The 14,789-nt window shown below is 48.1% G+C and carries 20 protein-coding genes and 2 pseudogenes; all 22 read left to right on the top strand.

Annotation, left to right across the window (positions count from 1 at the left end):
* Positions 1-11: 11 nt before the first annotated feature.
* The 22 genes and pseudogenes from rpsH to OXB_RS03595 all read left to right on the top strand — a co-directional run bounded on the left by rpsH (position 12) and on the right by OXB_RS03595 (position 14,784).
* A complete protein-coding gene (gene rpsH, locus OXB_RS03695) occupies positions 12-410 on the top strand; it encodes a 30S ribosomal protein S8 (RefSeq protein ID WP_041071979.1) in 399 nt (132 codons plus the stop codon).
* 30 nt (positions 411-440) lie between these two features.
* Positions 441-980 (top strand): 50S ribosomal protein L6, encoded by a 540-nt coding sequence (gene rplF / locus OXB_RS03690; RefSeq protein ID WP_041071978.1) that lies wholly within the window; start codon positions 441-443, stop codon positions 978-980.
* A gap of 34 nt (positions 981-1,014) precedes the next feature.
* Positions 1,015-1,377, top strand: coding sequence for a 50S ribosomal protein L18 (gene rplR / locus OXB_RS03685; RefSeq protein WP_041071976.1), 363 nt, complete (start codon positions 1,015-1,017; stop codon positions 1,375-1,377).
* A 22-nt stretch (positions 1,378-1,399) separates the two neighbouring features.
* Positions 1,400-1,900, top strand: a complete 501-nt coding sequence (rpsE, locus tag OXB_RS03680; RefSeq protein ID WP_041071974.1) for a 30S ribosomal protein S5 — start codon at positions 1,400-1,402, stop codon at positions 1,898-1,900.
* 13 nt (positions 1,901-1,913) lie between these two features.
* Entirely contained in the window at positions 1,914-2,096 is a 183-nt protein-coding gene (gene rpmD / locus OXB_RS03675) for a 50S ribosomal protein L30 (RefSeq protein WP_041071972.1), read from the top strand.
* Between the two features lie 31 nt (positions 2,097-2,127).
* Positions 2,128-2,568: a 50S ribosomal protein L15 gene (rplO, locus tag OXB_RS03670; protein ID WP_041071970.1), complete on the top strand. Its 441-nt coding sequence runs from the start codon at positions 2,128-2,130 to the stop codon at positions 2,566-2,568.
* Complete coding sequence (gene secY, locus OXB_RS03665) at positions 2,568-3,860, top strand: preprotein translocase subunit SecY (protein ID WP_041071968.1); 1,293 nt, start codon at positions 2,568-2,570, stop codon at positions 3,858-3,860. The genes rplO and secY overlap by 1 nt, the downstream gene beginning before the upstream one ends.
* Positions 3,861-3,902: 42 nt before the next feature.
* On the top strand, positions 3,903-4,559 hold the full coding sequence (locus tag OXB_RS03660) for an adenylate kinase (protein WP_041071966.1): 657 nt from the start codon (positions 3,903-3,905) through the stop codon (positions 4,557-4,559).
* A 416-nt stretch (positions 4,560-4,975) separates the two neighbouring features.
* The gene (infA, locus tag OXB_RS03655; RefSeq protein ID WP_041071954.1) at positions 4,976-5,194 is read left to right on the top strand and encodes a translation initiation factor IF-1; all 219 of its coding nucleotides are present in this window, start codon (positions 4,976-4,978) and stop codon (positions 5,192-5,194) included.
* Between the two features lie 38 nt (positions 5,195-5,232).
* Positions 5,233-5,346: a 50S ribosomal protein L36 gene (gene rpmJ, locus OXB_RS18335; RefSeq protein ID WP_084212378.1), complete on the top strand. Its 114-nt coding sequence runs from the start codon at positions 5,233-5,235 to the stop codon at positions 5,344-5,346.
* A 24-nt stretch (positions 5,347-5,370) separates the two neighbouring features.
* Entirely contained in the window at positions 5,371-5,736 is a 366-nt protein-coding gene (rpsM, locus tag OXB_RS03650) for a 30S ribosomal protein S13 (protein ID WP_041071951.1), read from the top strand.
* Between the two features lie 25 nt (positions 5,737-5,761).
* Positions 5,762-6,151 (top strand): 30S ribosomal protein S11, encoded by a 390-nt coding sequence (rpsK, locus tag OXB_RS03645; RefSeq protein ID WP_041071949.1) that lies wholly within the window; start codon positions 5,762-5,764, stop codon positions 6,149-6,151.
* A 136-nt stretch (positions 6,152-6,287) separates the two neighbouring features.
* A complete protein-coding gene (locus OXB_RS03640; protein ID WP_041071947.1) occupies positions 6,288-7,232 on the top strand; it encodes a DNA-directed RNA polymerase subunit alpha in 945 nt (314 codons plus the stop codon).
* A gap of 32 nt (positions 7,233-7,264) precedes the next feature.
* Positions 7,265-7,645: a 50S ribosomal protein L17 gene (gene rplQ / locus OXB_RS03635; RefSeq protein ID WP_041071945.1), complete on the top strand. Its 381-nt coding sequence runs from the start codon at positions 7,265-7,267 to the stop codon at positions 7,643-7,645.
* Between the two features lie 490 nt (positions 7,646-8,135).
* Positions 8,136-8,981: an energy-coupling factor ABC transporter ATP-binding protein gene (locus tag OXB_RS03630; RefSeq protein WP_041076247.1), complete on the top strand. Its 846-nt coding sequence runs from the start codon at positions 8,136-8,138 to the stop codon at positions 8,979-8,981.
* Positions 8,957-9,823, top strand: coding sequence for an energy-coupling factor ABC transporter ATP-binding protein (locus OXB_RS03625; protein WP_041071944.1), 867 nt, complete (start codon positions 8,957-8,959; stop codon positions 9,821-9,823). The genes OXB_RS03630 and OXB_RS03625 overlap by 25 nt, the downstream gene beginning before the upstream one ends.
* A complete protein-coding gene (locus OXB_RS03620) occupies positions 9,823-10,620 on the top strand; it encodes an energy-coupling factor transporter transmembrane component T family protein (RefSeq protein ID WP_041071943.1) in 798 nt (265 codons plus the stop codon). Before OXB_RS03625 ends, OXB_RS03620 begins: the two co-directional genes overlap by 1 nt.
* A 12-nt stretch (positions 10,621-10,632) precedes the next feature.
* The gene (gene truA / locus OXB_RS03615) at positions 10,633-11,385 is read left to right on the top strand and encodes a tRNA pseudouridine(38-40) synthase TruA (RefSeq protein ID WP_041071941.1); all 753 of its coding nucleotides are present in this window, start codon (positions 10,633-10,635) and stop codon (positions 11,383-11,385) included.
* A 165-nt stretch (positions 11,386-11,550) separates the two neighbouring features.
* A complete protein-coding gene (gene rplM, locus OXB_RS03610) occupies positions 11,551-11,988 on the top strand; it encodes a 50S ribosomal protein L13 (RefSeq protein ID WP_041071939.1) in 438 nt (145 codons plus the stop codon).
* 19 nt (positions 11,989-12,007) lie between these two features.
* The gene (rpsI, locus tag OXB_RS03605; RefSeq protein ID WP_041071938.1) at positions 12,008-12,400 is read left to right on the top strand and encodes a 30S ribosomal protein S9; all 393 of its coding nucleotides are present in this window, start codon (positions 12,008-12,010) and stop codon (positions 12,398-12,400) included.
* A gap of 193 nt (positions 12,401-12,593) precedes the next feature.
* Positions 12,594-13,293, top strand: a pseudogene (locus tag OXB_RS03600) (aromatic amino acid lyase); the annotation flags it as partial.
* Between the two features lie 171 nt (positions 13,294-13,464).
* Positions 13,465-14,784, top strand: a pseudogene (locus OXB_RS03595) (Na+/H+ antiporter family protein).
* Positions 14,785-14,789: the final 5 nt, after the last annotated feature.

Genomic DNA, 14,789 nt, shown 5'->3' with positions numbered 1-14,789 from the left:
AGGTAAATGGAATGACAATGAGTGATCCGATCGCAGATATGCTTACACGCATTCGTAACGCGAACATGGTTCGTCACGAGAAGCTTGAAGTACCTGCTTCTAACATGAAAAAAGAAATCGCAGAAATCTTGAAACGTGAAGGTTTCGTCCGCGATGTTGAATACGTGGAAGATAGCAAACAAGGCATCATCCGCATTTTCCTTAAATATGGTCAAAACAACGAGCGTGTCATCACTGGTCTAAAACGTATTTCGAAACCAGGTCTTCGTGTATATGCGAAATCGAACGAAGTGCCAAAAGTTTTGAATGGCTTAGGCATCGCCCTCGTTTCCACATCACACGGCGTGTTGACTGACAAAGAAGCGCGCGCGAAACAAGTAGGCGGAGAAGTAGTAGCATACGTCTGGTAATCCGCAACAAATGAATGGAGGTGCAATGGAATGTCCCGTATTGGCAATAAGCCGATTGAGGTACCTGAAGGCGTGACAGTCACTATCGCTGACAACAACTTCGTCACTGTCAAAGGACCGAAAGGCGAACTTACAAACACATTTAATTCGGATATTAAAATCGAGCAGGAAGGCAACGTGATCACGTTGACACGCCCTACTGAGTCCAAAGAACACCGTTCTATCCACGGAACAACACGTTCTCTTCTTGATAACATGGTAACAGGTGTTTCAAAAGGATTCGAACGTTCATTGGAATTGATCGGGGTCGGGTATCGTGCTCAGCTTCAAGGGAAGAAACTAGTCTTGAACGTCGGATACTCACATCCAGTTGAGTTCACACCGGAAGATGGCGTCGAAGTCGAAGTTCCTTCCAACACAAAAGTCATCGTTCGCGGAATTAACAAAGAACGCGTTGGTGCACTTGCATCGAACATCCGTCAAGTACGTCCACCAGAGCCATACAAAGGCAAAGGGATTCGCTACGAAGGCGAACACGTACGTCGTAAAGAAGGTAAAACAGGTAAATAATGCCGCTTAAAGGCATCCGGAAGGAGTGACCACGATGATTACGAAACAAGACAAAAACGCAGTGCGTAAAAAACGTCATAGCCGTGTCCGTACGAAAATCAGCGGAACTGCAGCTCGTCCACGTTTGAATGTTTTCCGTTCCAACAAGCACATCTATGCGCAATTGATCGATGATATCAACTCAGTGACGATTGCAAGTGCTTCGACAATGGATAAGGAGTTTGCCGGCGAATCGAAATCAGACACTGCGGCAGCAGCCAAGGTGGGCGAAATGATCGCGAAAAAAGCGACTGAAAAAGATGTGAAAACAGTTGTTTTCGACCGTGGCGGATACTTATTTCACGGCCGTGTAAAGGCTCTTGCGGACGCAGCTCGTGAAAACGGTCTGGAATTTTAATTAAGAAGGAGGGACATATTTCATGCGTCGTAATGATCAAAATAAAAGTGAATTCGAAGAGCGCGTAGTTACGATCAACCGTGTAGCTAAAGTCGTGAAAGGTGGACGTCGTTTCCGCTTCACTGCTCTTGTCGTAGTCGGAGATAAAAACGGACGTGTCGGATTCGGTACTGGGAAAGCACAAGAAGTACCAGATGCAATCCGTAAAGCAATCGAAGATGCGAAAAAGAATTTGGTTGTCGTACCGATGGTCAAAGGAACTACTCCACACGAAGTGATTGGTCGCTTTGGTGCAGGACAGATCCTCATCAAACCAGCTGCACCGGGTACTGGAGTTATCGCAGGCGGACCTGTCCGTGCGGTACTTGAACTCGCAGGCATCACAGATATCCTTTCAAAATCCCTCGGATCTAGCACACCGATCAACATGGTCCGTGCAACAATCGCTGGATTGAAAGAACTAAAACGCGCTGAGGAAGTAGCTAAACTACGCGGCAAATCTGTAGAAGAACTGCTAGGTTAAGGGGGGAAACACAATGGCGAACAAACTTGAAATCACCCTTAAAAAGAGCGTAATCGGCTCAAAGCCGGCACAACGCAAAACAGTTGAAGCACTTGGACTTCGCAAGCTGAACCAAACAGTGGAACACGAAGATAACGTCGCAATCCGCGGCATGATCAACAGAGTGAATCACTTGGTCTCAGTAAAAGAACAATAATTCCTATTTTGAAATAAGGAGGTGCCAAAAGATGAAACTACACGAAATGAAACCAGCCGAAGGCGCTCGTAAACAACGCAAACGTGTTGGACGCGGAACAGGATCAGGTCACGGTAAAACATCTGGTCGCGGTCATGACGGTCAAAATTCACGTTCCGGCGGTGGCGTGCGTTTAGGGTTTGAAGGTGGGCAAATTCCACTTTTCCAACGCTTGCCTAAACGTGGGTTCACAAACATCAATCGCAAGGAATACGCGATCGTCAACCTGGATACGTTGAATCGTTTTGACGAAGGTGCAGAAGTGACTCCTGAGCTTTTGATCGAATCAGGCATCGTGAGCAACGCCAAATCTGGGATTAAGATTCTTGGAAACGGAACTCTTGAGAAAAAGATCACTGTCAAAGCTCACAAATTCTCCGCTTCTGCGAAAGAAGCCATTGAGAAAGCGGGCGGGCAAACCGAGGTGATTTAATGTTTCAGACGATCTCCAACTTCATGCGTGTTAGAGATATCCGATCTAAAATCATTTTCACACTGCTTATGCTCATCGTTTTCCGACTCGGGACATTCATTCCCGTTCCGAACGTTGATGCAACTGCTTTACAACAGGAAACAAATCAGTTCATTGGGTTATTGAACACTTTTGGCGGTGGCGCATTAGCGCAGTTCTCCATCTTTGCGATGGGAATCATGCCGTACATTACGGCATCCATTATTGTGCAGCTTCTGCAAATGGATGTTGTGCCGAAATTCACTGAATGGGCGAAGCAAGGGGATGTCGGAAGACGGAAGCTTGCGCAGTTCACACGGTATTTCACTATAATCCTTGCGTTTATCCAAGCGATCGCCATGTCTTTCGGGTTCAACCGGATGTATGATGGCAAGCTGATCATAAGCGAAGGTGTTTCGACATATGTGGTTATCGCGATCGTATTGACGGCAGGAACTGCATTTCTTCTATGGCTGGGCGAGCAAATTACGGCGAAAGGTGTCGGAAATGGGATTTCCATTATCATCTTTGCCGGGATTGTGTCGGCTATCCCGAATGCAGTCAACCAACTTTACGCAACTCAGATCCAGGATGCGGGCGATGCGCTATTCATCAAACTGGCGATCATGCTCCTATTGCTCCTCGTGATCATAGCGGTAATTGTCGGAGTCATTTACGTCCAAGAAGCCTTGCGTAAAATTCCGATCCAATATGCGAAGCGTGTCACAGGACGCGGTCAAACGACGGCTGGCCAACAGACACATTTACCATTGAAATTAAATGCTGCAGGGGTCATTCCCGTGATCTTTGCTGTGGCGTTTTTCATAACACCACAATCGATTGCTGCATTCTTTGAACCGAACAGTGTGACAGCGTTCATCATGAACACGTTCGACTACGAGAAGCCATTAGGTTTGCTCTTCTATGTCGCATTGATCCTCGCGTTCACGTATTTCTATGCGTTCATCCAAGTGAACCCGGAAAACATTGCAGACAATCTGAAAAAACAGGGCGCATACATCCCGGGCATCCGTCCAGGGAAGAACACGCAGGACTACTTGACCAGCACGCTGTACCGACTTACGTTTGTCGGTGCAATCTTCCTGGCGACCGTTGCCGTCATGCCGATTTTCTTCATCAAGTTCGCAAATCTCCCGTCTGCCATGCAAATCGGCGGAACAAGTTTGCTCATCGTCGTCGGGGTTGCTCTGGAAACGATGAAACAACTGGAGTCGCAGCTTGTGAAGCGGCATTACAAAGGGTTTATCAAATAATGTCCACTGGAAACACCTGGTGGCATGAGGAGGGCAAGGCGTATGAATATCGTATTAATGGGTCTGCCTGGAGCCGGTAAAGGAACACAGGCGGACGGTATTGTCGAAAAGTACGGAATCCCTCATATTTCTACAGGCGATATGTTCCGTGCTGCTATCCAAGAAGGCACGGAACTTGGAGTCAAAGCGAAGTCGTTCATGGATCAGGGTGCTCTTGTTCCTGATGAAGTGACTATCGGAATTGTACGTGAACGATTAAGCAAATCCGATTGCGATCAAGGTTTCTTGCTCGATGGTTTCCCGCGGACTGTACCTCAAGCGGAAGCGCTCGACGCGCTGCTTGCGGATATGGGGCGCAAAATCGAGCATGTTCTCAACATCCAAGTAGAGAAAGATGAATTGGTCGCAAGACTGACAGGTCGTCGCATCTGCAAAGTGTGCGGTACTTCTTATCATTTGCAATTCAACCCTCCGAAAGTCGAAGGGAAATGTGATAAAGACGGCGGCGAACTCTATCAGCGTGCGGATGACAATCCGGAAACTGTTACGAACCGTCTGGAAGTAAATATGAATCAGACGGCACCGCTTCTAGCATATTATGAAGCTGCAGGTGTGCTGTCGAACATCGATGGGCAACAGGACATCAAGGACGTTTTCAATGATCTGGACGCAGTATTGAAAAAAGCGAGCGTTCAGTGATCCTTTCCGGGCACAGAGTGTCATTGCAGGTTTTCACTGTGTCAGCTGCACGGAAGGGACATTACAACGAGCTGCAAAAGCATATGGTGCCCGGTATAGGAACTGGTCGGAGTTCAGTGGGTATGCCGTTCTGGAGCACACCGAATGCATTTTCCTGCATGTGCATGTATAATGTGTTTTGTGGAAAGAACTGTATAACACAATGAAAACTCATCCACGGCCACTTGGTTATCCGCCATCCAACTTGATGCGGATTCCATTTTGTGAGCCAGGAGCGGCCAGCGGGAAACGAAATGTGACAGACGTCTTTCGAACATCATTCATGCACTCCGGACATATGTTGTAGGATGCTGAAAAGCGACCGAGGCCGCTCGATGGTGAGAACCTTTATTGTATATAGAAGGGAGACAGGATTGATGGCGAAAGACGATGTAATTGAAGTTGAAGGAACCGTAGTCGAAACGTTGCCTAACGCGATGTTTAAAGTGGAGCTGGAAAACGGCCACACGATTCTTGCGCATGTATCCGGTAAGATTCGTATGCACTTTATTCGCATCCTGCCTGGCGACAGAGTGACGATGGAACTTTCGCCTTACGATTTGACACGTGGTCGTATCACATACCGTTTCAAGTAAACTTTTGCACTCCGGACTATTGAAGGAGGTTGGGTAAGATGAAAGTAAGGCCATCTGTAAAACCGATCTGTGAGAAATGTAAAATCATCCGCAGACGCGGCCGAGTCATGGTAATCTGTGAAAATCCAAAACATAAACAACGACAAGGTTAATTCAAAAGGAGGTGCACACTGTATATGGCACGTATTGCTGGAGTAGACGTTCCGCGCGATAAGCGCGTTGTCATTTCATTGACTTACATTTACGGTATTGGTAAAACAACTGCACAAAAAGTGTTGGCGGGAGCTGGCGTTTCTGAAGAAACACGCGTTCGTGACTTGACTGATGCAGAGCTTGATAAAATTCGTGAGCAGATCGACAGCTTGAAAGTCGAAGGGGACCTTCGCCGTGAAACTTCCCTCAACATCAAACGTTTGATGGAGATCGGTAGCTTCCGTGGGATCCGTCACCGTCGCGGCTTGCCGGTTCGCGGTCAAAACACGAAAAACAACGCACGTACACGTAAAGGTCCAAAACGGACAGTTGCTAACAAGAAAAAATAATAAGTAAAGGAGGGTTCTTCTTAACATGGCACGTAAACAACAAACTCGTAAACGTCGTGTGAAAAAGAATATCGAATCTGGAATTGCGCATATTCGTTCGACGTTCAACAATACAATTGTAACTATTACTGACATGCAAGGAAATGCACTTTCATGGTCCAGTGCGGGCGCACTAGGTTTCAGAGGTTCCCGTAAATCGACTCCATTCGCTGCTCAAATGGCTGCAGAAACAGCTGCAAGAGCTTCCATGGAACACGGACTTAAAACGTTGGAAGTAACTGTTAAAGGACCAGGTGCTGGTCGTGAAGCGGCTATCCGTTCACTTCAAGCAGCAGGTATCGAAGTTACAGCAATCCGTGACGTTACTCCAGTTCCGCATAACGGATGCCGCCCACCAAAACGCCGCCGTGTATAATGGCTTTTATTCCATTTGATTGAGAAACACAATTTTTGCCAATACTAGAATTGTGCGATTGCAATTTGCCGTCTGTGAAAATCGATTTCAATATGGAACGGCCTATACATTCGACGTTTTGAAGGAGGGTAAATGAATGATCGAAATTGAGAAACCGAAGATTGAAACAGTTATGATCAGTGAAGATGCCAAGTTCGGTAAATTCGTTATCGAACCGTTGGAGCGTGGGTACGGAAACACGTTAGGAAACTCCTTGCGCCGCATCCTTCTTTCCTCATTACCAGGGGCTGCCGTAACGTCTATTCAAATCGATGGGGTCCTTCACGAATTCTCGACAATTGAAGGTGTCATGGAAGACGTTGCCACCATCATTTTGAATGTGAAGAAACTGGCTCTCAAAATCTATTCGGACGAAGAGAAAGTGATTGAAATAGATGTTAAAGGGGAAGGGACGGTCACTGCTGCCGACATTACGCATGATAGTGATGTGGAAGTATTGAATCCGGAACTTCATATTGCGACCCTCGGTAAAAACGGACATCTGCGCATGCGGATGTATGCCATCCGTGGGAGAGGCTATGCACCTTCCGATCAGAACAAACGTGAGGATCTTGCGATTGGTGTTATTCCGATCGACTCTATTTACACTCCAGTTTCACGCGTCAACTTCCAGGTGGAAAACACTCGTGTCGGTCAAATGACAAACTTCGATAAGTTGACACTTGATATATGGACAGATGGCAGCATCGGTCCAAAAGAAGCGGTTTCGCTCGGGGCAAAGATCCTGACAGAGCATTTGAATATTTTTGTCGGCATGACAGATGAAGCACAAACTGCTGAAATCATGGTGGAAAAAGAAGAAAACCAGAAAGAGAAGGTCCTTGAGATGACGATCGAGGAATTGGATCTTTCCGTGCGTTCTTATAACTGCCTGAAGCGTGCAGGTATCAATACCGTCCTCGAACTTGCCAACAAGACCGAAGACGAAATGATGAAAGTGCGCAATCTTGGCCGCAAATCACTAGAAGAAGTCAAAGCAAAACTAGACGAGCTGAATCTTGAGTTGCGTACTGAAGATTGAGCGATCATATAGATTGAAGGAGGGAAACTTCGATGGCATACAGAAAATTGGGTCGTACGAGCTCACAACGTAAAGCGATGCTTCGCGATCTTGCTACAGATTTGATTGTACATGAACGGATTCAAACGACAGAAGCACGTGCGAAAGAAGTGCGTTCCGTTGTTGAAAAAATGATCACGCTTGGAAAACGCGGTGACTTGCATGCACGCCGTCAAGCTGCACAATTCATCCGTCGTGAACTTGTCACGACTGAAGATGCAGAAGGCAACGAACAAGAAGTGTTTGCACTTCAAAAACTATTTGACAACGTAGCACCTCGCTATGCAGAGCGTCAAGGCGGCTACACTCGTATCCTGAAAATGGGACCTCGTCGTGGAGACGGCGCACCTGTTGTAGTAATCGAGCTTGTCTAATTTCATGCAGCTAGCATGAATTGAACCTACGGCAACTGCCGCAGGTTTTCGGATCGGATCCTTCTGGCTTCGTTCCATTTTCAAAAAGGGTGTGTCTGACTTGTACAGAGCCACACCCTTTTTGAAAATAAATCTCCATTTATACGACAATTTGAAAAGCTGAGTGTTATGATCAGCGGCGGAGCTATTGCCGACTGGTCTAGCTCTACGCACCTCATCCGCTGGGTCGGATTGAGCACCCGGCACCAGTCATAGATCTGTGCGCATTTCTTCGGATGAGGTGCGCGCTTTTTTTATTCTTATGAAATTATACAGTTTTTACATATGGGTATTTTTTAAGCTAGTGTAGCTACGTCTAGGCTCCGGGCGCCAGTCCCTCGAGTCGCTTCGGTCTTTCCATAAAGGCAAAAAGCGCCTTTATTGGAAAGCCCTCCAGCGCTTGTCGGGGCTAGGCAGGCGCCCTACGCTTTTGATTTGGAGGTGGTTGATGATGAAGGAAATTCTGTCCATGGACCAAGTGAGCTTTTCCTATCACGTGGAAGGCGAAGAAGCGAGAAAAGCGGTCGATCAGGTGTCCTTCACAGTCAAAGAGGGAGAATGGATCGCCATTGTCGGTCATAATGGATCGGGCAAGTCCACTCTCGCCAAATTGATGATCGGATTGCTCTTTCCGAGTGAGGGGCAGGTCAATCTGTTCCTGGAACGGTTGACGGAGGAGAACTTATGGGAACTCCGTTCGCGGATGGGGATTGTCTTCCAGAATCCGGACAACCAGTTTGTCGGTTCGACCGTGCAAGATGATGTAGCATTCGCCTTGGAGAACAACGGAGTCCCTTTTGAAGATATGGTGGCCCGTGTGCACGAATCGCTGGAAAAAGTGAAGATGGCCGATTTCCTTGATCATGAACCGCATCATTTATCAGGGGGACAGAAACAGCGGGTGGCCATTGCCGGTGCACTTGCCTTGCGTCCGGAACTTCTCATTTTGGATGAGGCGACATCAATGCTGGATCCCCAAGGGCGGGATGAGGTCATTCGGGTTGTCAGCGAACTGAAACAGGAAACGGGATTGACGGTCATCTCGATCACCCATGACTTGGAAGAAGTGCTGCTCGCGGATCGGATCATTGTCATGAACCGGGGCAATCTGCTGAAGGTCGGAACTCCGGAAGAAATCTTCGCTGACGGGAAGGAGCTCGAGAAGATCGGACTGGATTTGCCGTTCGCTATGAAGGTGTCCGGATTGTTGCGGGAGGCAGGGTTGCCGCTGGATGGCGAGCATATGACGGAAGAAGAGTTGGTGAATGAATTATGGACATCTCACTTCAGCAAGTAGGGTATTTGTACGGGAAGGACACGCCGTTCGAGAAGCGGGCTTTGCAAGACGTGAACGCTACAATCGCCTCGGGTACCTATACGGCGATCATCGGACATACGGGGTCCGGGAAATCGACATTGCTCATGCATCTGAATGGCTTGCTCAAGCCTTCTGAAGGGGCCGTGCAGATTGGTGCTTCGAAAATCTCCGCCGGGACGAAGGCGAAGGGATTGAAGGACATCCGGCGCAATGTCGGGATTGTCTTCCAATTTCCGGAGCATCAGCTTTTTGAAGAGACCGTGGAGAAGGATATCATGTTCGGCCCGATGAATTTCGGCGTCCCTGAAGAGGAATCGCGGAGGCGGGCACATGAATTGATCGAATTGCTCGGTCTTCCTCCCGAGGTTGCCCAGAAATCCCCGTTCGACCTTTCCGGCGGCCAGATGCGCCGTGTCGCCATTGCAGGTGTCCTGGCCTTCAATCCATCGATCCTCGTCCTGGACGAACCGACGGCGGGCCTGGACCCTAGAGGGCGGAAAGAGATCATGGAGCTGTTCTACCGGCTTCATAAAGAAAAGAACCTGACGACGGTCCTTGTCACCCACAGTATGGAGGACGCGGCCCGTTACGCCGATCATGTGATCATCATGCACGGAGGACGGTCCGTCATGGAGGGGACACCGGAAGAAGTGTTCAGCGATGCAGAGAAATTGGCTGCCTACCGGCTCGGCGTTCCGCGTTCGGTCAAATTTCAGCGGGATATCGAGAAGTTGATCGGCCGGCCATTGCCTGGATTGGCATTGACGGAAGAAAAGCTTGCCGAGGCGATTGCCGCCGTTGCAAAGGAAGGTGGCCGCTGATGCTCGAGAAGATGATTTTCGGCCGCTATATTCCGGGAGATTCGTTTGTCCATCGATTGGATCCCCGTTCGAAACTGTTATTCGTCTTTTTATTCATCATTGCCGTCTTTTTGGCGAATAATGTCGCAACGTATGCGATATTGTTGGGCTTCACGTTATTGACCATTTTCAGTTCCCGGATCCGTCTTTATTTCCTGATCAACGGGTTGAAGCCAATCATATTTCTGATCATCTTTACGATGCTCATGCATATCTTTTTCACAAAGGACGGCGCCTTGCTGTTCGATTGGAAATTCATCAAAGTGTATGAGGAAGGGCTGCGGCAGGGGATTTTCATCTCCATCCGGTTTCTCGTCCTTGTCTTGATGACTTCAGTCTTGACGTTGACGACTTCCCCGATTTCCATAACGGACGGGATGGAGGATTTATTGGGGCCGTTCAAGCGGTTGAAGTTGCCGGTCCATGAGTTGGCCCTCATGATGTCCATTTCGCTGCGGTTCATCCCTACCTTGATGGACGAGACCGATAAGATTTTGAAGGCGCAGTTGGCCCGCGGATCCGATATTAGCACGGGTTCTCTCAAAGAGCGGGTTCGTGCGGTCATTCCATTGCTCGTACCGCTCTTCGTCAGCGCCTTTAAGAGGGCGGAGGATCTGGCGGTCGCGATGGAGGTACGAGGCTACCGCGGAGGCGAGGGACGGACGCGCTACCGTCAGTTGCATTGGCATTGGCGGGATACGGTCACGATGGCTCTCCTTGTCGTCCTTGGCGTGATCCTCGTGCTGTTCAGATCGTAAGGAGTGGAAAGAATGCGGACGAAACGTGTGAAAGCTACCGTTTCCTATGACGGAACCCATTTTGCCGGGTATCAGTTTCAGCCGGGCATGCGGACCGTCCAGTCGGAAATCGACAAAGCACTGCGAAAAGTGCATAAAGACAAAACCGTCTATTCAGTGGCGAGCGGCCGGACTGATGCAGGTGTCCATGCATATGGACAAGTGATCCATTTCGATACGAAGCTCGAGTTGGAGCCGGATCGATGGATCATGGCATTGAATGTGTTATTGCCGAAAGATATCCGGATCGTCGGGGCGGAATATGTCGACGACGAATTCCACGCACGCTATTCAGCGACAGGAAAGACTTACGTTTTCAAATGGTCGTACAGTGAAATCCAAAGTCCGTTTGAACGCAATTACGCCGTTCATCTGGGAAGGTGGAAGCCTGACGTGGAACGGATGCGGGAAGCGGCGGCGTATTTCCTCGGCGAGCATGATTTTACAAGTTTCTGCTCGACGAAGACGGCGACGGCCAGCAAAGTGAGGACAGTCCGCTTGCTGACGCTGGAGGAACGTGAGAATCTGCTCGTGTTGACGATTGAGGGAGACGGCTTTTTATACAATATGGTACGGACGATTGCAGGGATGTTATTAGCGGTTGGCATCGGCTGGAACGCCCCGGAGGATGTCAAGGAAATCTTAGAGTCGAAAGACCGTAAAAAGGGCCCGAAAACCGCGCCAGCACACGGTTTATACCTTCATAGCGTGACCTATGAAGAGTGAGGCAACTTTTCCTGGCGTTTTTTCGGAAATTGCTTGACTTATTGTGGAATACCCTATAAGATGAATAATGGTATTTCAATAACCCCACAAAAAAGCCCCGGAAGGTTTCTTGTGTTTAGGGATAGAGAAAACGGAACAGATTGATTTATTAGGAGGATAACGACTATGCGCACAACATTCATGGCGAAAGGTCAGGAAGTCGAACGTAAATGGCTAGTGGTAGACGCTGCAGGACAGACACTTGGTCGTCTGGCTTCTGAAGTGGCTTCCATTCTTCGTGGAAAACATAAACCGACTTTCACACCACATGTTGACACAGGTGACTATGTCATCATCATCAACGCGGATAAAATCGAATTGACAGGCAACAAATTGAAAGATAAAATCTACTACCGCCACACTGGACATCCAGGCGGCATCAAGCAACGTACAGCGCTTGAAATGCGTAACAACTACCCAACAAAAATGCTTGAATTGGCGATCAAAGGGATGCTTCCAAAAGGTCCACTCGGCCGTCAAACAGGCAAGAAACTTTACGTCTACGCTGGAGCGGAACATCCGCACGCGGCACAAAAACCGGAAGCATACGAGCTTCGCGGATAATTAAGAGGAGGAACCACCTTTGGCACAAGTACAATATCTCGGCACTGGCCGTCGTAAAAGCTCAGTAGCTCGTGTACGTCTCGTTCCTGGAGATGGCAAAATCGTCATCAACAACCGTGACGTCGAAGACTACGTACCATTTGAAACACTTCGCGAAGTCATCAAGCAACCACTCGTTGCAACTGAAACTCTTGGAAGCTACGATATCCTTGTAAACGTCCACGGCGGCGGATTCACAGGACAAGCAGGCGCAATCCGTCACGGCGTTGCACGTGCACTACTTAACGTAGATCCTGACTTCCGTCCGACATTGAAATCTGCTGGATTGCTCACACGTGACGCTCGTATGAAAGAACGTAAAAAATACGGTCTTAAAGGCGCACGTCGTGCACCACAGTTCTCAAAACGTTAATATCTGTATATACACAACCCTTTCCTGGTATTTTGCCGGGGGAGGGTTTTTGTTTTGGGACAGGTTGAGCGTTTTGAGGTTAGGTGAAAACGTTGTAAGGTGGGACGAGGGCGTTTCGAGGTTTTGAGTGATTGTTACTTGGTTGGGTGGTAGTGTTTTAATGTTGGATGAAAATGTTGTGGGGTGGGGTGCAAAGGATGCGTACTCTTTAAGATGCATACCGCAAGTTCATGGAGCTTCGTGGCAAGCGCTTGATTACGTAAAAGAAAAAATTGGAAATTGAAATGAACGCCGCTACAGACAATCCGCTTATTTTTGATGATGGTGAGCAAGTCATCTCAGGTGGTAACTTCCATGGTCAGCCGATTGCACTTGCCATGGACTTCCTGAAAATTGCAGTCGCCGAGTTTGCAAGTATTTCGGAGCGCCGGATCGAACGTCTCGTCAACCCTCAGTTGAATGATTTGCCACCGTTCCTGAGTCCTGAACCTGGCTTGCAATCGGGGGCAATGATTATGCAATATGCAGCAGCTTCACTCGTTTCAGAAAATAAAACATTGGCGCATCCGGCAAGTGTGGATTCCATCCCATCCTCTGCAAACCAAGAAGACCATGTAAGCATGGGGACGATCGGTTCGCGCCATGCCCATCAAATTATACAAAATGCTCGCCGAGTGCTGGCTATTGAATTGATTTGTGCTTTGCAGGCAGCAGAATATCGCGGTGCTGATCAGCTTGCAGACTTCACAAAAGCATTTTATAAGGAAGCCCGAGCATTGATTCCGAGCATCATTAAAGACCGGATTTTCTCCAAAGACATTGAAAAGGCCGCAAAGTGGCTATATGAGATGGACTATAAACAATTTGCAGAAAACTTTTTGCCAAAAGAATGATTGAAGAACTTCTCATTAAACTAAGCGACAGGTGACAAAGTAAGGGCGGAAGATGGTATGATAAACATCGATCTTCTGTCTTGCTTTGCGTTATCAGTGGGAATGCTCAGTGGATGCTGGCCTCCGGGAAGGAAGACTGGCATTGGAACAGAGGTCTACGGGAGGACAGTTATGTTATTGAATTCAGTAGTTATTTCAGTCATTGTCATGGCGGTGCTCAGTTTGCTCCGTGTCAATGTCATTTTTGCCATCTTGGCGGCGGCTGGTCTTGCCGGCTTACTGGAAGGCTTGTCATTAGCCGAAACGACAACGATCCTCGTTTCAGGTATGGGCGGACAGGCGAATACGGCGTTAAGCTATATTTTACTCGGGATGTTTGCGGTCATGATCGGCATGTCGGGTATCGCTGGTTTCTTGGTGAAGAGCTTAATTTAAGTATTAAAAGGTAAACGGGCGATCTTATTGCTGGCAATTGCAGGGGTATCCTGCTTATCACAAAACGTCGTACCTATACATATCGCATTCATTCCGATTTTAATTCCGCCGATGCTTCATTTATTCGATAAAATGCAGATAGACCGTCGGGCGTTAGCTGCTGCATTGACATTCGGCTTGAAGGCTCCGTATATTATGATTCCTGCGGGCTTCGGATTGATTTTTAAAGGGATTATTATCGAAGAAATGAAAGCGGGCGGCATGGATATTTCGCTTGCCACTGCAAATATGGCAATGCTTATTCCAGGCTCGGGAATGATTGTTGGTTTATTGGTAGCGATTTTTATTACATATCGTAAAAAACGTAACTACGGAGATGAGAAGGCAGCGTTGATCAGTGAAGAGCGAGTGGAAGCTGTTCAAGAGCAGGGCCTGCAATTTACGTATCGTCACGGTTTCAGGATTGTCTCGATACTCACAGCGCTGGCTGTTCAGCTGATTACGGACACGCTCATATTGGGGGCCCTCGCGGGGATCTTCGTGATGTTCGTAACGAATGTCATCCCATTCCGTGATGGGGACCAGATTGTAAATGACGGGATTGGCATGATGGGTATGATTGCCTTCGTTATGCTGATCGCTTCCGGATATGCTACCGTACTGAAAGAGACAGGTGCCGTGAATGCGCTTGTAACGTCCGCAGCAGACATCATAGGCGATAATAAAGTGATGGTCTCCATCGTAATGCTGCTCGTCGGATTATTGATTACAATGGGAATCGGTTCATCCTTCGGCACGATTCCAATCATTGCTGCGCTGTTCGTGCCAATTTGCGCAGCAGTCGGTTATTCTCCAATGGCAACAGCTGCATTGATCGGTACAGCAGGAGCACTCGGAGATGCAGGTTCACCTGCTTCCGATAGTACTCTCGGACCGACAGCTGGATTGAATGCAGACGGCAAGCATAACCATATTTGGGATACTTGTGTGCCAACATTCCTTCATTATAGTATTCCTCTGTTTCTTTTCGGGTTGATTGCTGCCTTAGTTTTATAAGATGA

The sequence above is a fragment of the Bacillus sp. OxB-1 genome (assembly GCF_000829195.1).
In the GTDB taxonomy this organism is placed as follows: Bacteria; Bacillota; Bacilli; order Bacillales_A; family Planococcaceae; genus Sporosarcina.
The sequence above is the reverse complement of the archived record's forward strand: the minus strand, read 5'-3'. Positions and strand labels throughout refer to the sequence as shown.